Origin of the sequence: Clostridium sp. AF02-29 (assembly GCF_934835585.1) — a bacterium.
GTDB lineage: Bacteria > Bacillota > Clostridia > Lachnospirales > Lachnospiraceae > Otoolea > Otoolea fessa.
Map to the genome: position 1 here is coordinate 35,517 of NZ_CAKVZK010000006.1, position 22,634 is coordinate 58,150.

Annotated in this window: 19 protein-coding genes; 3 read left to right on the forward strand and 16 right to left on the reverse strand. The window is 51.3% G+C overall.

The window, feature by feature from the left end:
- Positions 1-63 precede the first annotated feature (63 nt).
- Complete coding sequence (locus PUQ60_RS02850; protein ID WP_273380160.1) at positions 64-4,056, reverse strand: glycosyltransferase; 3,993 nt, start codon at positions 4,054-4,056, stop codon at positions 64-66.
- Positions 4,057-4,068: 12 nt separating this feature from the next.
- On the reverse strand, positions 4,069-5,652 hold the full coding sequence (locus PUQ60_RS02855) for an ABC transporter ATP-binding protein (RefSeq protein WP_273400849.1): 1,584 nt from the start codon (positions 5,650-5,652) through the stop codon (positions 4,069-4,071).
- Between the two features lie 199 nt (positions 5,653-5,851).
- On the opposite strand from PUQ60_RS02855, the gene PUQ60_RS02860 reads away from it, so the two are divergent.
- The 3 genes from PUQ60_RS02860 (at position 5,852) to PUQ60_RS02870 (ending at position 8,153) form a co-directional block, all read left to right on the forward strand.
- Positions 5,852-6,316 carry a methylglyoxal synthase gene (locus PUQ60_RS02860; protein ID WP_022360055.1) on the forward strand — a complete coding sequence of 155 codons (465 nt, stop codon included), beginning with the start codon at positions 5,852-5,854 and terminating at the stop codon, positions 6,314-6,316.
- An 86-nt stretch (positions 6,317-6,402) separates the two neighbouring features.
- Positions 6,403-7,716, forward strand: a complete 1,314-nt coding sequence (locus tag PUQ60_RS02865; protein WP_273379669.1) for an MATE family efflux transporter — start codon at positions 6,403-6,405, stop codon at positions 7,714-7,716.
- Between the two features lie 275 nt (positions 7,717-7,991).
- On the forward strand, positions 7,992-8,153 hold the full coding sequence (locus PUQ60_RS02870) for a hypothetical protein (protein WP_273379668.1): 162 nt from the start codon (positions 7,992-7,994) through the stop codon (positions 8,151-8,153).
- A 134-nt stretch (positions 8,154-8,287) separates the two neighbouring features.
- Here the strand turns inward: PUQ60_RS02870 and PUQ60_RS02875 are convergent, their stop codons facing one another.
- The 14 genes from PUQ60_RS02875 to PUQ60_RS02940 all read right to left on the reverse strand — a co-directional run bounded on the left by PUQ60_RS02875 (position 8,288) and on the right by PUQ60_RS02940 (position 22,577).
- Positions 8,288-8,494 (reverse strand): hypothetical protein, encoded by a 207-nt coding sequence (locus PUQ60_RS02875; protein ID WP_273379667.1) that lies wholly within the window; start codon positions 8,492-8,494, stop codon positions 8,288-8,290.
- A gap of 370 nt (positions 8,495-8,864) precedes the next feature.
- Positions 8,865-10,001, reverse strand: a complete 1,137-nt coding sequence (locus PUQ60_RS02880) for a hypothetical protein (RefSeq protein ID WP_273379666.1) — start codon at positions 9,999-10,001, stop codon at positions 8,865-8,867.
- A 116-nt stretch (positions 10,002-10,117) separates the two neighbouring features.
- On the reverse strand, positions 10,118-11,524 hold the full coding sequence (locus PUQ60_RS02885; RefSeq protein WP_273379664.1) for an MBOAT family O-acyltransferase: 1,407 nt from the start codon (positions 11,522-11,524) through the stop codon (positions 10,118-10,120).
- A gap of 137 nt (positions 11,525-11,661) precedes the next feature.
- A complete protein-coding gene (locus PUQ60_RS02890) occupies positions 11,662-12,477 on the reverse strand; it encodes an ABC transporter permease (protein WP_022360049.1) in 816 nt (271 codons plus the stop codon).
- An 18-nt stretch (positions 12,478-12,495) separates the two neighbouring features.
- Complete coding sequence (gene rfbC / locus PUQ60_RS02895; protein ID WP_022360048.1) at positions 12,496-13,050, reverse strand: dTDP-4-dehydrorhamnose 3,5-epimerase; 555 nt, start codon at positions 13,048-13,050, stop codon at positions 12,496-12,498.
- Positions 13,051-13,140: 90 nt separating this feature from the next.
- Positions 13,141-13,524 (reverse strand): DUF2304 domain-containing protein, encoded by a 384-nt coding sequence (locus PUQ60_RS02900; RefSeq protein ID WP_022360047.1) that lies wholly within the window; start codon positions 13,522-13,524, stop codon positions 13,141-13,143.
- Positions 13,525-13,528: 4 nt separating this feature from the next.
- On the reverse strand, positions 13,529-14,266 hold the full coding sequence (locus tag PUQ60_RS02905) for a glycosyltransferase family 2 protein (protein ID WP_107000710.1): 738 nt from the start codon (positions 14,264-14,266) through the stop codon (positions 13,529-13,531).
- The gene (locus PUQ60_RS02910; protein WP_273379657.1) at positions 14,256-15,206 is read right to left on the reverse strand and encodes a glycosyltransferase; all 951 of its coding nucleotides are present in this window, start codon (positions 15,204-15,206) and stop codon (positions 14,256-14,258) included. Before PUQ60_RS02910 ends, PUQ60_RS02905 begins: the two co-directional genes overlap by 11 nt.
- Positions 15,203-16,051: a glycosyltransferase family A protein gene (locus PUQ60_RS02915; protein WP_273379655.1), complete on the reverse strand. Its 849-nt coding sequence runs from the start codon at positions 16,049-16,051 to the stop codon at positions 15,203-15,205. The genes PUQ60_RS02910 and PUQ60_RS02915 overlap by 4 nt, the downstream gene beginning before the upstream one ends.
- 258 nt (positions 16,052-16,309) lie before the next feature.
- Positions 16,310-18,301, reverse strand: a complete 1,992-nt coding sequence (locus PUQ60_RS02920; RefSeq protein WP_273379653.1) for a DUF2142 domain-containing protein — start codon at positions 18,299-18,301, stop codon at positions 16,310-16,312.
- 128 nt (positions 18,302-18,429) lie between these two features.
- Complete coding sequence (locus PUQ60_RS02925) at positions 18,430-19,149, reverse strand: phosphocholine cytidylyltransferase family protein (RefSeq protein WP_118637826.1); 720 nt, start codon at positions 19,147-19,149, stop codon at positions 18,430-18,432.
- Positions 19,146-20,237 (reverse strand): aminotransferase class V-fold PLP-dependent enzyme, encoded by a 1,092-nt coding sequence (locus PUQ60_RS02930; RefSeq protein WP_273379649.1) that lies wholly within the window; start codon positions 20,235-20,237, stop codon positions 19,146-19,148. The genes PUQ60_RS02925 and PUQ60_RS02930 overlap by 4 nt, the downstream gene beginning before the upstream one ends.
- 196 nt (positions 20,238-20,433) lie before the next feature.
- Positions 20,434-21,717, reverse strand: coding sequence for a lipopolysaccharide biosynthesis protein (locus tag PUQ60_RS02935; protein WP_337955590.1), 1,284 nt, complete (start codon positions 21,715-21,717; stop codon positions 20,434-20,436).
- On the reverse strand, positions 21,717-22,577 hold the full coding sequence (locus PUQ60_RS02940) for a LicD family protein (RefSeq protein ID WP_273379647.1): 861 nt from the start codon (positions 22,575-22,577) through the stop codon (positions 21,717-21,719). The genes PUQ60_RS02935 and PUQ60_RS02940 overlap by 1 nt, the downstream gene beginning before the upstream one ends.
- Positions 22,578-22,634: the final 57 nt, after the last annotated feature.

A 22,634-nucleotide genomic window follows, 5' to 3' on the forward strand; every position in this document is an offset into this window, starting at 1 on the left:
CAGAAGCACATTCCCCTGATCGTTTTCTTTAATTATATATAATTTTCTATCTTTTACTATTTTTTATTCAAAATCTTCTTTAATCACATCCCAAGCCGCATCAATACTGAAATGCTCGCGGATATAAACCTGCGTTTTCTCTGCCAGGTCTTCCAGGCGTTTTTCGTCTTTGTAGAGCTCTACGACTGTCTCGGCAAATTCGTCCGGCTGATCCTTGACGAGGAGAACTTTTTCTACATCCGGGATTCCCTCGCTGCCGACGGAGGTGGTAACGATGGGGGCACCGTTATAGATGGCTTCTACCACCTTGCCCTTAACACCTGCACCATAGCGGAGCGGTACCACTACAATCCGGCAGTTCCGGTACAAGTCTGCCAGTTCTTCTTCACTTACAAAACCTTTGACGATGATGCCGTTTCCAGGCTGTTCCAGTGCTTTGATCTCGTCGGTTACTTTGGAACCTACAATGTAAAAGTTGACCTTGATCTGTTCCCGGATCTTCGGGAATACTTCTTTCGCGAACCAGAGCACCGCGTCTGCGTTCGGCGGATGCGCAAAGCCGCCGACAAACAGGAGTCCTTCCCGTTTGGCGAAGTCTTTGTTCAGATTCTGTAAAAACTCCTCATAGACATATGCCGTGATCGCCTTGACCGGAATCGTCTCATCAACGGCGTGGATCGCCTCTTCTTCGACGTAGGACGGATAATAAGACACCGCCACTTTGTGGAAGAGTGAAAACTCGATCGATTTCCAATATTCGGATTCCTGACGCTTCTTCACATCGCCGGTCAGCTCATACTCGCGGAACTCACGCATAAAATGAAGGTCGTGACCGTAATAAATCATCTTGATATCCGTGTGTTCTTTGATAAAATCCACATATTTTGTCGCGATATGCGGACGGTTCAGATATGCCACGTGGATATCTTTTCCATTTTTCACCAGCCAGTCCCAGATACCGGTCAGGTATTCCTGTCCGTAGAGGACCTCGATTCCCATCTGCTGCAGCGTAGACGTATACGGTTCCTCATGGAGGTAATTATCTCCGATAAATTTAACAACATACCCCTTTTTCAGGAACATTTTCAGGTACTGGAACGTTGTCTTGGAACCAGCGTCTTTGTCAAAGGTCGGCACATAGTGATCGATCACGACAATGATCTTTTTGCCCATGCTGCGCTCGCGTGCGCGGAATGGATTCGGATTGCCGTTGTTGACGCACTGGTTCTTAAACTCTTCTTTCCATTTTTCTTTGAGCTTCTCGCTGTTTTCCACCTGATACCGTTTCAGACCGGTTCCGTTGACATCCGTTCCGTTGGAAATGCCTTCGAAATGGATGACCTTGGATTTTGGCTGGTAAACGACGCGGTAGCCCGCTTTCCGCACCTCAAAGGCCAGATCCGAATCTTCGCAGTACGCCGGGGCAAACCGCTCGTCGAAACCACCGATCTGCTTCCAGAGTGCGGTGGATAAAAGGATCGCTGCGCCGGAAATATAGTCTACATCCTTGACGTAGTTATATTCTGCCTTGTCCGGATCGTCGAGGCGGCCGTAATTCCAGCCGGAACCATCGCTCCAGATGATGCCGCCTGCCTCCTGTAAACGTCCATCCGGATATACCAGCTTAGACCCTACCATACCGATGGTGGAGTCAGATTCAATGAGATTTACCAGGGAGCTTAGCCAGCCTTCTGTTACCTGGGTATCGTTGTTTAAAAACATCACGTATTTGCCGCGCGCCGCCTTCGCCGCCTGGTTGCAGTTGCGCAAGAAGCCCTGATTCGTCTGGTTACGGCAGATTACCAGGTTATCGGCAAACTCCGCCAGATGCTCGGTGGCGTCGGTCGAAACATCGTCTGCGATGATAACCTCGTAGCTCACGTCCTTCGTATGCTCCAGAATCGACTGCAGGCATAGATAGGTATAGTGAATCTGGTTGTATACCGGAATCACGATGGAAACCGTCGGATTTTCTTCCTTCGGAAGGTGGATTTTTCCGTAGGTCAGGTACTCCTCACCGATCTCAAAATCACCTTTGATAAGGTTCTTTCCTTCCCCGGTCGTGTACATCTTCATCATTTTGCCCGGATGGAGAATCGTCCGTTTCCAGTAGCCGAGCTTCTTGCGGCGTACCGTGCCCTTTGGATAGCACCGGTTAAATGCCTGTCCGAGCTTGCGGCGCACCTTGAAAATGACCGCCTCATGACCATTTAAGTAGGTCAGCGTCTTGCCAAGCTCTGCATTTTCATGGCGCAGATCCGAAATGATAACGTCCAGATTCGCCACGTGGTTATTCGTCAGGCGCTGTACCTCCTGCACTTTGCGGAGTGCCGTATCTTTTTCCGAATTTTCTGCCCGGAGCGCATCCAGACGTTCGTTTGCCCTTGCAAGTTCTCCGTCCACATGGGAAAGATCGGCTAATGTCTTCGTCTTTACCATGTAATCTTCCTGGTAGGTGCGCTGGTTTTCCCCGTGCACGTACTCCTGGAAGCCGCGTTCCATTGCCTCATAAAGCGAAAGCAGCTTCTCATCCGCCTTCACATACTCCGGGAACTGTCCGATAAATTCCCGCTCGGCCTGACCGCCCAACAGACTCTTATAACGGCGGTAGAAATAAACCAGTGTCCTGTATTTCACAAAGCCAGCCGGAACCGGGAATAAGAAGACCCACTCATAGTCGATTGCATAGGTTCCGTCCGCCGTCACCAGCATATTTTCAAAAAGGGCGTCAATGTTGGAGGCGCTGTAGCTCTCGTCCGCAAGAACTGCCCCTAAAGAAGCCCATCCGCCGCCATTTTCTGTCTCTTTATCCCGATAGGAATCCAGCTCGCCCAGCGCATTAAATACCTTGATAAATTCCGGTGTCACCGCAAATGGTTTGCGTTCCTCCGGGCGGATGTTGTAGATCTCATCCATCGCAGCCCGGATCGCGGAAACCTCCGCATCCGCGCCCTGGGCAGTCAGAATTTCTCCCAGAAGTTCCGCCCGCGTTTTTCCCTCTAAATACGGAAATACCGCTGTCATTCCCTCGTCCCGAAGCTCCGGTTTTGCCAGTTTCAGGGACGGATTCTGACGGTCAAGCACCTGATATTTTTCTTCGAAGGACTGGATGTGCGCCTTTCCCTCCGGATAGAGCGCCGTCTTCCAGACCTCGCGGGTTCCATTCTTTTCACGGATCTCTGTCCGGATCTGGAAGCAGTCTTCGCGGGTGCGGTTGTATTTCACATAGATAACGTCCTGTGAAGCATTCTCAGCTTCCGGCGCAGCCTGTCTCTGCCAAAAAACTAGAAATGCATTCGCAAATTCCGGGAACCGTCCGTCCTCGCAGGCTGCATCGAGCGCCGCCCCCATATCCATCAGCATATACTGCGGACAGTCATAGACCGGTAACACACCGGTCAGATCGCCTTTTTTCGGCAGATAGGCATCTGAAAAAATCTCTCCCGCCGTCCGGTAATCCGGCATCGGATAGTAAAATTCCCCGCCCGGAAGCAGCTGCTTCATTTCATTCCAGGAAAGTGCGCCCGTCTCCCGCTCTGCGCCTGCCATGTATTTCACGCCAAACCAGTTGGACGCCGCCGCAATCAAGGTTCCATGAGCAGAAAGAAGCTGTTTTGCGGCTGTCATCTGCGCCGCGCGTCCAGCCCTATCTGCCGCCGTCAAATCCCCGATCAGCACTACATATCCATATGTCCCGCCGCACTTTTCCGCTTCCCTCGCATACGTCTCCACATCCGCACAGACATAGCGGATCTTCGCCGCCAGCTCCGGCTCTGTCTTGAAACGACGGCGTACTACCTCCAGATTTTCTTCGGAAACATCCAGCACCGTTACCGATGATAAACGTCTGGCAAGCAGCCCTGTCAGCGCGCCCGCGTCCGCCCCGATCTGCAGCGCCTGCTGTTCCGGGTCAAATTGGTACCAGTCCAACAGGTTTTCCCGCAGATCTGCCAGTGCGTACAGATAGGAAAGCTTCTTATTTTCCCGCAGCGCCCGGCGCCGGTCACTGCCGTATTTATCAAACAGAGCGATCAGCTCCTGATTGATTTTTTTCATCTTAATCTCCTTTTAGCATACCTGCAGATCTTCCTGTGCCGCCTCGTCCGCACTAAGCGACTCCGCCTGCTTCGCCGCCTCCCCGGCTGGCGATAACCTGACTGCTACATCCGGCTCCATGTCGTAGACACCGACCGTATTCTTATTGGAAATAACGGTAATATTGGCCACATCGTAGAGACGGTGGTACACCACATGCTCGCCGCCCTCAAATCCGGTACAGCTCATGGACAGCAGGTATTCGCCGCCCTGCAGGGTCATCTTCTGCGTAAACGCGACATCGTAAATATCGCCCTCCTTGACCGGATGGACATCCGTTCCCTCAAACAGGGTGTTCGTGCCGGTCAGATCGGTTCCCTTCTTATCCTTGATTGTATAAGTAAAGATCGGCGCCTGAATCGGTGCATTGAAACGGATGCGCTCGCGGATGGTAAACTCTTCGCCTTTTAAAAGCAGGTTAGTGATATTGCCGCGCGCGTCCACCAGTCCCAAATCGAAGATCTCCGCCCTGCCGTCGCCGTACTCCTCGCGGTTTGCGTTGATCGTCAGCTTGTCGCGCATCAAGCCCGGCTTTTTCGCCGTTTCTCCGTTCAAACCAGCCGGATTTCCGGTGCCGTCCGATGCTGAACCAACTCCATTTTCTGCGGTGCCATCCACTGCCCCGGAGCCGTTTACATCTCCGGCATCATTATTTCCAGCCTCATTTCCAGATGCACCATTCTCCGCACTTCCGGCTCCTGATTTCTCCTCTTTTACTACCTTGTCCCCGGAAAAATCGTTCATCACTTCCAGCTCGGCGCGCAGCGCGTCCATCTGTCCTGCCAGAATCTTTTTGTAAAGATCGACCATCTTGCCCGCCGAACCCTGTGCGATAAATTCTCCCTTATTGAGCAGCACTACCTTATCGCAGTATTTGATGATACTTCCCATATCGTGGGTTACCATGATGATCGTCGTGCCGTTTTTGCGGATCTCCTCCATGCGGCGGTAGCACTTGGACTGGAAAAAGACATCTCCGACCGAGAGCGCCTCATCAACGATCAGGATCTCCGGCTCGACGTTGATCGCAAGCGCAAATGCCAGACGCACGAACATACCGCTCGAGTACGTCTTGACCGGCTGATAGACGAAATCGCCAATCTCGGCAAAATCGAGAATCTCCGGCAGCTTTGCATCCATCTCTTTTTTGGTATATCCCATCATCGTACCGTTCATATAGATATTTTCGATACCGGTGTAGTCCTGGTTAAATCCGGCTCCCAGCTCCAGCAGCGCCGAAATTTTGCCGCGCACCGTCACCTCGCCGGTCGTCGGCGTGAGAACGCCGGTAATGATCTTAAGGATCGTCGATTTACCCGAACCATTCGTACCGATGATGCCGACCGTCTGACCTTTTTCAACCGTAAAGGAAAGATCGCTCAACGCGTAGAAATCCTTGTGGTATTCTTTATGGCTGACGCTCAGCGATTCTTTCAGCCGGTCGATCGGTTTATCATACAGCCTGTATATCTTGGTCACATTTTTCACTTCGACCGCGTACTTCTCTGCGTTCTCCGCCTCTTGTGCCCCTGTGTTTGTTGTATTTTCAGCAGACATATATCTTTTTCGTTCCTCCTGTTCCACTATTCTCGTAGTATAGCATGTTTTCTATGTTTCTTGCAATTCCTGTACGCAGAAAAACACACCTCTTTCTATGTACTCACGAAAAACATTCGTATTTTTTTGTGAAATGTTTTGTATTTTCTTGACAATATCCAGATGCTATGCAAAAATCATGGCAAAGGAGGATGATTTTATGGATTTTTTAACAATGACCATTCGAAAACAAAAAAACATTGCACTCATCGCACACGACAATAAAAAACGCGAACTCATCGACTGGTGCGAGGCGAACAAAGAGATCCTCAAAAAACATTTCTTATGCGGAACCGGCACCACCGCCCGCATGATTACGGAATATACCGGGCTTCCGGTCAAGGGCTATAACAGCGGTCCTCTGGGCGGAGACCAGCAGATCGGTGCAAAAGTCGTCGAGGGACAGGTTGATTTTATCATCTTCTTCTCCGATCCCCTGACCGCCCAGCCGCACGATCCGGATGTCAAGGCGCTTCTTCGAATCGCCCAGGTTTACGATATCCCGATCGCCAACAATAAAGCGACTGCCGATTTTATGATTACCTCGCCGCTGATGGATGAGGAGTATGAGCATGACATCATCAACTTCCACCAGAATATTAAAGAGCGGGCCAAGACGCTGTAAAAAACACATTCTCCCTTGTATTTATTCTCATTCTTCGGTACAATGGTCGTTACCGTTTATGAGAACAGATACAAGGGAGATTTTTTATGTTACAGAAATTTTTTAAATACATTTTCCAAAGCATGGCGGGCATGCTGGGAATTTCCGTCTACATCCTCGCAGACACCTATTTTATCTCGGTCTACTCCGGTGCAGATGGTCTGGCGGTTTTAAACCTGATTTTACCGGTTTACGGGCTGATCTATGCGATTGGAGCCATGATCGGGATCGGATCGGCAACCCGTTATGCAATCGACCGCGCGCGGGGCAAAAGCGCCAGCTTCTATTTTCTCTCCGCCGTAACCTGGGATATTCTCATCAGCATTCCGCTGGTGCTGGCAGGCATTTTCATCCCGGATAAAATCTTGCAGCTTCTCGGCGCAGACGCGGGGCTGACCGCGCTCGGAAAGCAGTATCTCCGCATTATTCTGGCTGCCTCGCCGTTTTTTATGTCCAACTACGCGTTCACGGCGTTTGCGCGCAATGACAGCGCTCCGGCGATCGCGATGCTCGGCTCCATCGCCGGAAGTATGTTCAACATCGTGTTTGACTACGTCTTCATGTTTCCGGCAGGTCTGGGACTGACCGGCGCGGCGCTGGCGACAGCATTCTGCCCGCTAGTGACGATGATCATCTGCAGCACGCACTACCTGGGAAAACACAATCAGGTCGGATTTCATTTCCGCGCTCCATCCCTGCGCCACCTGATCGCCTGCTGCCAGCTCGGTGTATCCGCCTTTGTCGGCGAAATATCCTCCGCCGTGATCGCGATCGTCTTTAATTTCCTGCTTCTGGGGCTCGCCGGAAATGTCGGTGTCGCCGCTTACGGCGTCACTGCCAATCTCTCCGTCGTTGCCATGTGCCTGTTCAACGGACTCGCGCAGGGCACGCAGCCGCTCATCAGCGAGAGCTACGGAAAAGGCGATCACACGCAGAGCCGCCAGTTCCTGACCTGGGGCGTCATCGCCTGCCTGATCGTGGAAGCGCTCATTCTGGTGCTGACCTGGAGCATGACCGATCCACTGATCCAGATCTTCAACCAGGAGCAGAATGCCGAACTTCTGCATTACGCCCACAGTGGGCTCCGGCTGTATTTCCTGGGCTTTCTCTTTGCTGGCATCAACATCCTGCTGGTTGCCTATTTTTCCGCCGTCGCGCAGCCAAAACCAGCCATCGCCGGTTCTCTGCTGCGCGGGGCCGTCGCTATCATCCCCTGCGCTGTCACACTGGCGCGCCTGTTTGGGCTGAACGGTGTCTGGCTGTCTTTCCTGGCATCGGAAATGATCACTTTCTTCGCTATTTTGCTGCTGGCAAGGCTGGAACATACTTCCAAAGAATCGCATAATTTTAAAAAAATTTAATTTTTTCTCAAAAAATATTTGATTTTTTGCATCATGCGTAGTATATTGATGAAAAATCAAACACACCAAAACCGTTGAAGCGGAGATCAAAGCAGCATATGCGCGCACAGAGAGTCCGGGAGGCTGAGAACCGGGTCGAGATGCAGGCTGCCAAATGGACCGCTGAGGGCGCAGCCAAAAGCTGGATATATTTTCAGCCCAGTACTCTGCGACGTAGGGCATACGTTAGTTGCCGGAGATATGCAGGTATCTCGCAAAGCGCATGGAATCACTCCATGAATCAAGGTGACACCGGCGTCCGGAGTGAGATCACGACCGATATCGGCGCGATGGTAAATCTGGTAAAAGAAGAAAGCGATATCCCATGTGCCGTATGTGGCAGAATACGTGAAATCCATGAAAGACGCGATTCGGTAAAAAAAGAAAACCGTCTGTAAAAGAACCTTTCATTCTTTCTCAGACGGTTTTCTTTTTCTGGCTTCAGAAGCCTTGTTCTGTCGTAAATGCTTTAGGTTGGTGGTAACTCATCCAATTCTGCCGGATGGTTATAAGCTTGCGAGCAGATTTCCTATTACATTTCGCACAGAAACTCTTTTTCTACTTCTGCCTCAGACTCGGTATAACCTAACTGTGCAGCTAAACGATGTACCAGTACCGGCATTGCTTCCTGCTCTAAGGACTCGGAAACTACATGCTTTTCTGCTGGTGTGTTGTAATATGCCTGATATAAATTCTCCTGATATAAACCGTTATTGGATGTTCTTGTTGCTTTCATCATGATAATTACCTCCATCAAATAAAATTATATTTTTTCATATGATAGGCGGAAATCCATTGCAATATTCTTATGATGCCATTACGATATCCGTCTGTGAAAATCTCTTGTTTCTTTCGATGGCAATAATATAACACTGTCAAACAAAAAGTACCATCCCCGGAAGTGGTATAAACTTATAAGTTATTTGCAATTATATAAACATAAGTTAATATATGTAATAAGTACCAATTTTGACACCCTGACTATGTACAAAAGTTACAAAAACATCCATATTTGAAATATAAACAAAAACGTCCGGCGGCGATTTGCGGATTTGTGCATCCCGCCTAAAAAAACTTTGCATTCTCATTCTGCCCGGACATCCGGCACCTTACTCGTCCTTCTCCGGCACCTCATCCCGCCAGACAACCGTCTCCACATCCTCAAACAGCTCCTGGTTGCGCTCGACCGTCAGATAGACAAAATCATCCGGCTGGTATTCATCCAGAAGCGCCTCCGTGTACGTGTCAAAGGTCGCAAACACCGTTTTCCGGTACAGCTTCGGCATAAAATATTTAAGGTTCTGGCTAAAGGAATCGCCTACCACCAGAAGTGTTTTATCATTCGGCGAATCCGACTCAAACACTGCAAAGCTGTTGTCCTCGTTCATATCCACCGTCGTAGCCGTCACCTCCGGCAGATAATTCTGAATCACATATTCGGTATCGTCGCTGTACTCTGCTGCCATGTTAAGCATCCGCGCCAGGTCTCCGGACGCCGGTCCTGCCGCCTCAATCGAGACTGCACTGAGCGGTGTCGAGGTTCCAAGCAAAGTCTGTGCAATCTGCTGGCTTCCGATAAAAGAGCCGATCTGGTTCCAGTGCGTATCATATTTGTAATAAAGCTGATACGTGTCCGCCTCTTTCAGAAGCTCCGGCTTCATGTCATACACCGGAAGTCCCTGCGCCGCAAGCTCCGGGAGCACCGCATCCAGACGCGACTCACTTCCGTATACCCGGACCGAATCCGGCATATATTCCGCATAGACACTTTCCTTGTTGGGTGCCTCAAACATCACAAACCGGATGCCGCGCTCTTTCATTTTCTCGTTTACCGAGGTAATCGCGTCCGCCAGCGCTGTTTTCTCATCCGCCGTATAGAGATTTGTCCGCTGATAATCCGCCAGCGCATCCTCGCCGTCCTCCGAAACGGTGTAAAACAGCCAATTTTCTTTTCCGACCGTCACATCCGAAATCGAGCTTTCATTTAAAAGCTCCAGATCCAACTTTGTCTTCGCCTTGACAAACAGATTTTTAAACGGAACATGGTCGTTGTAATACGCTTCAAATTCCGTCGGAATATTGTCAAAATTGGCAGCCGACAGTTCCGGAAAGGATGCCAATTCCCTGTTTTCATAATTCTGCTGGTCCAGATGGCTCCTGACCGCTGGATAGACAAGCGTCGGCAGCACCAGGCTCGCCGCAAAGGAACCAATCAGAAGTATTTTTGTCCCTGTCTCTCGATTCATATCTCTCGTTTTCTTCTCCCTGCATGAATCCATCTTTCTGTACTTTCACGCCCTGCCGCCCATGCTTTCATTTTTATGTTCTCATTGCACAGGCAAGCATGCTTTCTACACCGCTTTCAAAAGCGGAAATAAATAAATGGATTATATGTATTGTTGACGAGCAGCAAAATGGAAAACCACAGGATCGCCATGTAGCCGATCCAGCTTGTGACCGTCACCGATCCATCCTGCGCCAGCACGCGCCCTTTCCATTTCATCCAGAACCACTGCACCGGACCACATGCCAGCAGCGCCGCCGCCAGAAACATCCAGAGTTTCCGGTTCATGTAGCGTTCCATCAAAACGACTGCGCTGTGCGGCACAAACATATACCGGATAAAGGAAAATGCCTGCCCGATCGTGTCCGCGCGGAAGAAAATCCAGCCGATCAGCACGACAAACACCGCATAGATATGCGCCAACGGCCGGAATTTCTCCTGCTTCAGCCATTTTCCCAGAAAACAGCGCTCCAGCACGTTGAAAAAGCCATGGTAAATGCCCCAGAAAATGAACGTCCAGCCCGCTCCGTGCCAGATGCCGGTCAGCAGAAAGACCGTCCAAAGGTTGACATACGTCCGCGCCGTGCCCCTCCTGTTTCCGCCGAGCGGAATGTACACGTACTCTTTAAACCAGCTGGAGAGGGAAATATGCCATTTCCGCCAGAAATCCTGGATCGAAGTCGCTGTGTACGGCAGCCGGAAGTTTTCAATAAATGTAAAGCCAAACATTTTTCCAAGCCCAATCGCCATGTCCGAATAGCCAGAAAAATCGAAATAAATCTGCAGCATATAGAGAAGCGCCGTCAGCCAGAGCATCGCCTGGCTCACATCCGCCGCCTGATACGCGTAGACCGCGTCCACCACCTCGGCAAAGGTATTTGCCAGAATGACCTTCTTTCCCAGACCGAAAATAAAGCGTTTCACGCCGTAAGAAAAGCCCTCCAGCGTGACGATCCGGTTTTCGATCTGCTCCTCGATGTCATGGTATTTCACGATCGGTCCCGCTATGAGCTGCGGGAAGAAGGAAATATAAAGCATCATGTTGAGCGGATTTTTCTGCGCCTGATTTTCGCCCCGGTACACATCCACCACGTAGGAAAGCGCCTGGAAGGTATAGAAGGAAATTCCGATCGGCAGCGTCACCTGAATCGCCGGAAGCGCTATATCAAACCCGCGAAGCAGCGGATTCAGCACCTCGGCGAGGAAATTGTAATATTTAAAATAGCCGAGGATCAGAAGATTGAGCGTCACGCAGAGCGCCAAAAGCCATCTCTTTTTCCCGAATTTCTCCACCAGACGCCCGAAACCGTAGTTGAGCAGAACCGAAAAAATCATGAGCACCACATACCGCGGTTCGCCCCAGGCATAGAAAAAGAGGCTGAATACGGTCAGGATGCCGTTTTTGAACGGTTTGGGGCTCACGTAGTAGAGGAGCAGGATGCAGGGGAGAAGAACCCATAGGAAGATGATTGAGCTGAAAACCATTTTATGTAAACTCCTATTGATAAGTTGTCGCAGAAGGGAGCTGCCGGAGGCGGCACTGGCAGCTTCTCAGATTATCGTTGTTCGCATCTCGATAATCCAATAGCCGTCAACACCATCTACAGCAGCTCCCTTCCCATCTACAGTACGTCTGAGAAATGGGGACGAAGTTTTTTGAATACCTTCAGTCCTATTATCATCAAAATAAATGTTACCACCCAGAAATAAATCGTCATCGTCGGTCGCTCGAAGAACCAGCTTCCCGTAAGCATGCTGTCGCGGTAGCCTGCGGCGATGTAGTAGAATGGGTTAAGCTTGAATACCCACTCCAGCCAGGATGCACGGCTGGTGAAGATTGCCTCGTCGTACATGATCGGGGTCAGCCACATGCCGAACTGAAGGCAGATGCCGACGATCTGCGCCATATCTTTAAAGAATACCTGCACGGCGCTGGTAAAATAGGTAAGCGCCAGTCCAAGCATCGACGCCGCAAAGGAATAGTATAACACCTGAATCCAGGTTGCAGACGGCATACGCCCGTCAATCAGGTACAGCCCCGCCATAATGATCAGGAAGCAGGCATGTACCAGGAAACAGGAGATAAGCTTGATAACCGGAAGCATCTCCACCTGGAATACTACCTTTTTAACCAGATAATGGTACTCCTGCAGGCAGTTTGTACCCGTATTTAAAATCTCGCTGAAATAAAACCACGGGATGATACCCGGCGTCAGCCAGATGACATAGGTCGCCCCCGGAACCGGCGGCGCATTTTTCATGCCATGTTCACCGAAGATGAACGCATAGATCGCGATCGTAACCATCGGCTGGATAAACATCCAGACAATTCCAAAGTATGAGCCGACAAAGCGCTTGCGGAAATCCGCCTTGGCAAGCTCGGTGACCAATTTTCTTTTTCCTATCAGTTCCCGAAACAGGGAAATCAGTTCCCGCATTCTATCCTAACTCCATTCTTAAAATTTGAATGCATCCCGGAAGCCGCCCCATTTCTGGTCTTTCTCCGAAATAATCAACTCCATGCCTTCCTCGATCGGCCACTCAACGCCAATCTCCGGATCGTTCCATGCCATACCGCCCTCATCGCCAGGATGATAAAAATCGGTACATTTGTATGCAAATTCTGCCTCATCGGACAGTACCAGGAAGCCGTGTGCAAATCCTTCCGGAATGTAGAACTGCTTCTTGTTCTCCGCAGAAAGAACCACGCCAAACCATTTTCCGTAGGTCTCGGAACCAGTACGAAGGTCTACCGCCACATCAAATACGGTACCGCGCACTGCACGCACCAGCTTGCCCTGTGGATACTGTTTCTGGTAATGAAGTCCGCGCAGAACGCCCTTGACAGACATGGACTGGTTGTCCTGTACAAATACCATGTCGAGTCCCGCCTCATGGAAATCGTTCTGATTGTATGTCTCCATAAAATAACCGCGCTCGTCCTTGAAAACAGTCGGTTCAATTACATAAAGTCCCTTGATGTCACATGGTGTTACTTTAATCTTTCCCATTTTTCTATCTCCTTCTTATGCAGGTATTTCAATTCATTTTTCAATACGTAACTGGCATCATCCTTTTCGGCTGTGCCATCCTTAACTATATCATTCGTTTTTCTGGCTGACAACCTTTTTTACAGATGTTTGTGCCTCTTTCCCCCGCTCATTTTCATCCAGCGCAATCTTCTGCGCCAGATCCTTGATCTTCGTCTCCAGCTGCGACTGTTTGATCGACATATGGAACATTTTCACAATCAGGAGGAAAATAACCGCCAGATAGATAAAATTGGCAGTCGTGTACGTTCCCGCCAGCTCCGCCAAAAGATCCGGCAGCCCCGGAAAGATACTGAACACAATGAGAATGGACGAGAATCCCAGCCAGAAAATCGAATCCTCGATCTGGAGTTTTGACTGCCGGATCTTCCGCATAATCATAAAGGTTGTCAGGATCGACACGACGATCAGGACAACTCTGAGTGTTGGCGTCATGGCGCTACCTCCTCTTTCTGAAATTCTGGATTAACAGAATCGAAATCAGCATTTTAAGCATATACCGCATCGCATTGACCGGTGTCAGGTAACTGACCCCCAGAATCCGTTCATCCATGATGACCGGCACCTCCGCCACCCGCGCGCCCTGGCGGATCAGGTAGGAAACGGTGTCCGGCTCCGGACCGTAGTTAAGCCCCGACGCAAATTCGCGGATCATGCGCTTGCTGAACATCCGCATTCCCGAGGTCGGATCCTTGATATTGACACCAGTTGTGAAGCGGATCGCCATCTCGATCAGATTACTTCCAAGCATCCGCATCGTAAATGGCTTTTTCTCCCCGACAAACCGGGAACCGATGACGATATCGTAACCTTCTTCCATTTTCTTGATCATGGATTCCAGATACTCCGGACGGTGCTGTCCGTCTCCATCGAGCTGGACCGCATATTGATATCCGTACTTGTCGGCATATTTAAGTCCCGCCTGAAATGCCCCCGCCAGTCCCAGATTGACCGGAAGGTTCAACAGATTATATCCATTTCTCTGGCAGATCGCCGCCGTCTCATCGCGCGATCCGTCATTGACGACCACATAATCATACTGCGGAAAATTGGCAGTCAGATGGTTCACAACCCGCTCTATATTTTCGGCTTCGTTGTACGCCGGTATGACTATTAAAAGTTCGGCTTTTTCCGCCCCAGAAGCTTCTTCTGTGGACAATAACGCCTTATCTTCCATCGCCCGCTTCTCCTTCCCAGTATGCCGGATTCATCGTCAGGCTTCGAATCAGCCCCTCCGGCAGCTTTTTATAATGCTTTCCCAGCCAGTACCCGGCATATTTGCTTCCGCTCGTCATCACAAGCTGCGGCAGAAGAAGCACATGACCATTTTCCACCAGCCATTTCGCTGTTTTCTTCACCAGACGGATTCCCTCGCCCTCCGAATGAAGGCGCCCAAACACCTCGGGGTGATCCGCCTGCGATACGCCAAGGTCGAAATTCCGGTGCAGCTGCTGCATCGCCGTATAATTGTGGGAATGGATGACCTGCGCGTCCGCCGCGTAGGCAATCTGATACCCGGCTTCCACCGCGTGTCCGGCAAAAATCATATCCTCGTTGAAAATGGTTTTCTTCGTAAATCCGCCAAGCTTCAGGTAAATATCCCGCCGGTATGCCGCGCAGACATTGGAACAGAAATACGTCTTGATTCCCAGCTCGTCCTCGTCCTCTTTCCCTTTCAGACGGCTCACCGCCGGATAATTAAAGTCCCTCGTATACCGTTCAATCACACCGCAGTCCGCCGCCGGAAGCTGTCTCGCATATGCTGCCGCCACACGTTCCGAAGCATCCAGCGCCTCCAGAAGCTCTTTCACCAGATTCCGGTCATACGGCACGCAGTCGTGCGTCATGCAGATGCAGACATCCGCATCTGATTTCAAAATTCCCTCATGGCGCGTCCTTCCATGGTCAAATTCCGACTGGCGGATATGGCACACAGTCAGCTTCGTATCTCCCCCCTCAAATAAGGACTCAAACCGCTCAGCATCCCAGTACTTTTCTTCCGTATTCATGATGATCACACGGCCCACCGGCACACTCTGTTCCAACAGCCGCCGCAGAAGTTTTTCCAGCTTATCCCCCGGTTTGAACGTAGGTATAATCACATCGGCTTTTCTCATTTTTCGTACTCCTTATAGGCTTTTCTGTAAAAATGCATCAGAATCTTTACCATCCAGTCCGGCCACATTTTCCGGAACATGGCCATCTCATCCGCCGGGCGCCGGTTGTCCTCGATGCAGGCTTTCGTCGTCGCCGCCGCATGGACGCGGTAGGCAATCAGCGGTTTTTCCGAACAGATAAAACGCCCTTTTTTGCCCGCCAGCTCGTAAAGGTTGTCCCAGTCCAGCGCAAAATCATACTCCGAATGGAGCATATCGTCCCCAATCTGTTCTTTATTGTACGTGCAGGACGGACAGCAGATCGAATTGCCAAACCAGACACTGCTCCGCTTGATCCAGGTGCGGTCCGCCAGAAAATGGAAACGCAGCGGCAGGCGCAGTATCTTTTTTACCAGCCAGACCATGTTAAATGGCTCCGGAATGGCTTTCATTTCCCCCTCTTTCTCCGTCATGCGGATCGTGAGATAATCGCTCGCAAACAGCAGCAGATCCGGATATTTCTTCCAGGCTTTTAAAAGCTTTTCGGCATAATCGCTGCGGTATCGGTCGTCCTGATGCGCGATCGTGACAAAACGCCCCTGCGCTTTTCCATAGGCAAACATCCAGTCCTCACGGATATTGCTCGCCCCGTCCCGCACATAGAGCGGCACCTGATACCGCGCTGTCAGCTCCCGGATATAGCTGCTCGGCGTCGAGGTACAGCAGATCACCTCCGATTTGACTGTCTGGCTCGTCACCGAACGCAGACATTCTTCCAGATACGGCGAATCCTTGTATGCACAGACCGCAAATGTATGAATGATTTCCTGCTGCATCTCGTTTCCCTTTCTCTCTCGCTCTTTCATGCCACACTTCTGCTTTCTCGTTTTTCAAGAGCGGTACCTGCTTGAATTGATTTTTACCAGACTTATGATCGATTTTAACGTTTCAAACATCTTTTCCTGTTACTGTTCACGCATACGTGCCCAGTAACGGAATTTGCCGTGGCTTCGCATTTAAATACGGCAAATTCCTGCTGCCACCACGTTTTCTTACGGCACTTTCGGTTCCAAAAGTGCCTACCCGTATACAGTAACCTTGGCCCTCTTCTAGCTTGCTTATGCTTACCGGCAGAACTTCATCCAGATATCCAGATAAACCGTTGCCGCCAGAATCAGCGCCGCCGCCCCTAACACCAGCGCATGATAGTTTTTATTCTCCATCCGCACCATCACCCGCTCCGGGTTTAATACCAGCCAGACAAGCGGCAGAAATGGCAGGTAATAGCGCCCCTGTACGCCGTCGATATAGGTATTACCCGGCCTGGTAAATGCGATGTACATCGAAGTCCAGACCAGCACCGCCGTTCCCACGCAGAGTATAAATATCCACAGCTTCTGTTTTTTTGATAGACGTTTTCCACAGGATGACTGCCCGGCTGTGAGGATAACGGCCGCCGAACCAGCATACAGCGCCCACGGAAATGACATCGTTCCCGTGTGTCCCAGAAGCCCCAGGGAATTTTCGCCCAGCACATAGGACGGAAGCGTCCGGAACAGGTTGCACATCAGCACCCATGCATAGGCAAGCGGCTGTCCCAGAATGTATGCCATCTGCCCTTTCTCGCTGGTGCTGTCGCCTCTCGTATCCCCGATATCGCGCGGCGCGATCAGAACCGGCAGGATAAAGGATAGCATCATCAGACCGCAGATCACGATAAATCCGCCCTTCATCAGGTACATTTCCCGTTTAGAACGGAACTTTTCTGCCGGAATCATCAGTCCCAGCAGAATGAGCGGCGCATATACCGCCTTGACGCGGCAGCCCCAGACAAAGGTAAGCACGATGAGCGCATACGCTTTCCAGTCCATTTTCCGCCCGCCAAGCGCCGCTTCCAGAATGCCCGCAAAAGACAGCCACAAAAACGCTGTGACGGTCGGGTCATAGGAATATGCCCCCGCCAGCATCATCGGCTCAGGCATCAGCGCCAGAAATGCCAGGATTGCCTTGCCGACCGGTGTTTTTTTGATGGCAAAATACAAAACTGCCGCATAGACATAGAGATTTCCCAGCCGCCCCAGCTTATACAGGATTCCAAATGGGATATGAAGCAGCCCGCCCGCTTTCAGCACCAGCGCCGAGCCCACATATCCGGTCATCGTCGTTTTGTTGAGATCCGTACTCCAGAGATGTTCACCGTGCCGGTAACCCGCATTCTGATTCAGATACGAAGTGAGCGCCGCCTGCTCGTCCTGGTTTTCCGGCTGATTGTACGGCCAGGTATCTACGCCCGCCGTAAACTCCTGTAAAAGCGCCGGATCCGCCTGCACCGGCGTCCGGTAATTTGCCATCCAGAACGCCTGCGCGAAATGCACTTCCTCATCCCAGCTCACCTTATTTGCCGGGAGCGACAGTGAGAATATTGTTCCAAACGTCAGTGAGATCAGCAGAAATCCAACCTCGATGCGCTTTGCCACGAAATCCCGGAAACAGAGAAGTGCGATCAAAACCGCAGCCGCACACCAGAAAAGTCCCAGCCGGTACCAGTTGATACCTGCCCGCGCCACCGTCGCAAACCCGGTCAGTGCAAGCGGCATCCCGCCAAAATTCATGTAGGAAAGCCCTTCTTCGTCTAGATCCTCCCGCGTGATCAGAAGATCCACGTAGTCCAGCTTCCCATTCACCGGAACCGAAGAAAATTTCAGCACCCGGCAGTTGCGGTCCATGACCATCTTTGCGTCGTGCTCCCGCTGCTCGCCGTAGATGTTGCGGTAACCGAGGCGGACGGTGGCATTTAACAGACCATCGTAATCATAGTGGTAGAGAAACTGGCTGACATAGCTGCCGTCCAGTGGAATGTGAAGATAACCGCTTGCATCCGAAAGCTGCAGCACCTCTGTTTTTTCTGTCTCTACCCGCTCAAATCCGCTCACCCGCACCTCGTCCAGAGCGATCGTCCGCGTCGCCTGCCGCGTCCATCCATTTGCCCGGAGCGCCGGGAAATTGCAGACAAACTCGCCCAGAACACCGATCACAAAGACTGCCACAAGCGCCAGAAGCAGCCGCAGCACATCTTTTTTCTCTATTCGATTGATAAAATGCCTGTTAAACTGCATCTGTACTTCTCCCTTATTTTTCCCGTTTAAATTCGGTAAATTTCTGCTGCCACCACGTTTTCTTACGGCACTTTCGATTCCAAAAGTGCCTAGCCGTGAACCGTGTTTTGTCTTTCAAATCAAGCGCTCTAGCGCACTATCTTCTCCACGCCCCTGTGTTCCAGGATGCGCTCATAATCCTCAATATAATCAACCTCCGCCCAGAAATGCCCGCTGACGTCCTCGACATAGACCGACTGCTGCCCGGTCATGCTGTAAACAACATTTTCCCACCAGACGCCGTGCTCCTGGCGGTCGATCATCTCCTCCATCCGGCAGATAAATTCCGGCATAAATGCCGCTGAAAACCGTCCGATTCCGATGTACTCGCCCGTCACATCATCCCCGGTCAGCTCTTTTCCATATTTTTTCAAAATTCCATCTTCATAGAAGAACTTATAATCCGCTGTCTCCCGGCGGCTCTCGTCCGCAAACATCACCGGGCTCCTGCCCTGCGCGAGGATCCGGTCAAGCAATTTTTCCTCCAGGTATACGTCACCGTTCATGATCAGCAGATCGTCCCCTGTCAGGAACTCCTTCGCAAACCATGCAGACGCGATGCTGTTTGTCACATCGTAAAAAGGGTTGTAGAAAAAGGAAACTCCCTTGTCTGCCAAGACCTCGCGGATCACCTGCGCCTCATAGCCCAGCACGATGCCGATATCCTGGATACCGCGGGAATGAAGCAGGTCAATCGTGTACTCGATCAGGCACTGTCCGCCGCCGATATCCACCGTACATTTTGGTTTTCCCGACAGATAACGCGAGATCCGGGTTCCCCGTCCCGCTGCCAGAATCAATACTTTCACAGAAGTCCCCTCCTTTGCATATCTTTCCACGCCGCAATCAGGCTGTCATTGTCTTCCGGCGTCAATGCGCCGATATGACCGACACGGAACACCGTGTCGGCAAGCGCGCCGCCGTTCGGGCAGATCCAGATGCCGTATTCATCCTTCAAAATCTCAAAAATCCGATGCGCTGAGACCGCTTTCCCCTCTTTGTCCACGCCCGTCGGGTGAAGCGGCGTCAATGCCGCCGAGAGAGAATTGGAAACGATTTCAAACGGAAGATCTTTTATTTTGCTTCGGAAATCCTCCGCCTGATGACGGATCCGCGCCTGTTCTGCCGCAAGCCCTTTTTCCTCGATCATCGTCAGCCGTTTATGAAGCTGTAAAAGCACTCCGACCGCTGGTGTAAACGGCGTCTGCCCCCGCTCGCCATTTTTCAGGTAGTCGCGCAGATCAAAATACATCGAGCGGACCGCCGTCTCCTGCACTCTCGCGATCGCACGCGCCCCCAGCACCAGAATCGAGAGTCCCGGCGGAAGTGCCAGCGCTTTCTGCGAGCCGGTCAGCACCAGATCAACGCCCCATTTTCCCATCCAAAATGGATCGGCAAGAAACGAGCTGACCGCGTCAACCGCCAGAATCAGCTGGTTTCGTCTGCAAAAGTCAGAAATCAGCTCCATATTATAGAGAACGCCCGTGGAAGTCTCATGGACATTGACTAAAAATCCGGTAAATCCTTTTCCCTCATACGGTGCCAGGTCTTCTGCCCGAAGCGCCCGTCCGCTCTCCAGCTGGATCTCCTCATGAGGGACTTCATGGATCTCACAAATTTTCGCAAACCGCGCGCCAAAACTGCCGCCGTTTACGACCAGCACGCGGTCGCGCTCTGTAAAAAGATTCATGACTGCCGCTTCCATCGCCGCCGTGCCCGAACCTGTCAGAAAAACCGCCCGCGCATCCTCAGGCGCCCCCGTGAACTGCTTCATCAGGCGCTCATTTTCCTTCATAATTGCAGAAAATTCCGGTGTGCGGAAATATGGTACTTCTTCCGCCCCGATCGCCCGGATTTCCTCGTCCATCTGAACCGGTCCTACCGCAAAATTAATCATACATTTCCTCCAAATCTATCTAATGTACTCTCGAAATCTTTCTGTGCTCGATTTTGTGAGATGATTTTTTGTCAGTTGTGCCCAAATTTCTGAGGCGTACGCGGTGCGTACGTTGATGAAATTCGGGTGCGGCTGGCGGAAAATCAGCCACAAAAGCAAGTGCAGAAAGACTCCGAGAGTACATTCTAAACAAGTTCTATATCCCACGTGCCCGTCTCCGGTACATCACAAGCGACGTCAGTCCAAAGCAGGCAGTCAGTGCCGCCATCAAAAGCAGATACGAAAGCGATCCGCCCAGCAGTCCTGCCGCGCGTACGCAGGGCGAAGAAATAAGGAGCGCCGCTGCCGTCACACCGACATAACCCAGAAAAATACGTTTCTGCTCCTGCATAATGATGAGTGCATAATAAAACAGATTCACATACGCATTGAACGCGCCGCCTAGAATGATAAACACCAGCGCCAGACGGCATTCCCGCAGCATGTACGCAATTTTCGGATATAATATTGAGAGAACCGGAATTCCGAGAATCCAGGCACCCCCGACTGCCAGCACCGTAAGCGCCGCGATGATTGCCGCCAGCCGGCCTATCGTCCCGGCAAATTCCGGGAGCACATTCCGCTCCCACTGATCCGAGAGTTTCGTGATATACGGGCGGATGACGAAGCCTGCCACCAGATTGATGACGCTGGTCGGCATGAAGATCGCACCGAATACCGCCTGATACTTGTCCGCCATATTGCCCTCGATCGCATATTTCGCGGCAGAAAAAATATAAAAATCCAGGATAACCGATAAAAACAGGACTACATTTTCTTTAAACAACAGCCCGACACGTCCGGAGCGGACCTCCCAGTCCACCTGCGGCAGATGACCGATTACCGAAAAATCAAACAGGCACACGCCCGCCAGCTGCGCCAGTACTGCCGCCAGGCAGGAGCCGACCAGGTTATGGGTTGCATTCAAACAGCCCAAAAAGACACCGACTGATAAAACCGTCCGGAATGCGTTTGATTTGCCCGTCAGATACAGGCGTCCGTCACGCTGAAATTCTGCCTCATAAGCGTCCGCGAAACCGTCGATCACCTTGTACGCTACCATCAAAAATACCGTCGCCGCCTTGACAAAGGCATAGTCCCGGTTGATCACCGTCACATAAAAAAGCCCGGCCACCAGCGCCGCACCACAGGTCATCAGGCGCAGCCGCAGATATTCGCCAAACGTAAACCGCCGCCTCGTATCCGTGATCTGGAACGGGCGGATGCCAAAATAGGCCACCATAAACATATGCTGACCAAATGTAGAATACGCAAAGGAGAAGATACCGCCCTCATCCTCGCCGACAATCTGGATGACCGCGATCGTCAGCACCATGGACGCCAGCGCATAGAGAAAGCTCCCTATCATATTCCAGCTCATATTTCGTTTTTCAATCTGCCCGTCTCCACCAATCAGAGCGTTCGCTAAATATTTTATCACTACAGTATCTCTTCCTTTGAAAATTCCAGCCGGCTCGGTGTGTGTGTTTTGCGCTTCTCAACCGGCGGAAGCTGCATGAAATCGCCGTACATATTTGTCAGCATTTCCTCGATATTTCCCGGAAAATTCATGCGTCTGCCCTCAAATTCCAGCTTTCGGAGCGGATAACAGCGTGTCCGGTCCACGACATTCCAGTATGGGCTTGTGTCCGGCAGAAATGCCATCCGGCGTGTCCGGTATTTATTGTATTTGCGGCAGACCCGCTCACAGCGCATCCGCAGCCACTGAGGCGAGATATGGAGCAGCTTCATCGCCTTGTAGACCATCCCGCAGACCGCCCAGATAAGCTTCGCCTTGATGCCCCGCTGCTGCAGCGTCGGGCGCGGAATCGCCCGCAGAATCATCAGCTTACTCCAGAACCATGCCGTCCACGACTGAATCTGATATAGAACCGGGTTGTCCGCCACATTGTCAAGCACATACAGATCCAGAAAGATACCGAACGGACAGTCCACATTCTTCATAACCTCCTCGACAAACACCGTCCCCTTCTTCACCAGACGGGTCGTCATCAGCGGATAATTGGGATATCGCTCCGCATTGAGAACCAGATACCGGTCGCTCATCTTCTTTTCCACGATCCGGAGCAGGTGCTCAAAATCTCGCCGCGGCATCGCAATATCGATATCATCGTCCCAGGGAATAAATCCCTTGTGCCGCAGCGCACCGATTCCCGTTCCGGCTATCCCGAAATATTCCAGATGATAGTCTTCACAGATCCGGATAAAATCATCCAGAATCGACAAAATCTCTCCCTGCAGCTGTTTCAGAACTTCTGGCTCATAAAATTTACTGTCCATATCGATGTCTGTCCCCTCCACCAAGCCCGCAGAATACCCCACTCCTGCCGCAGCCGA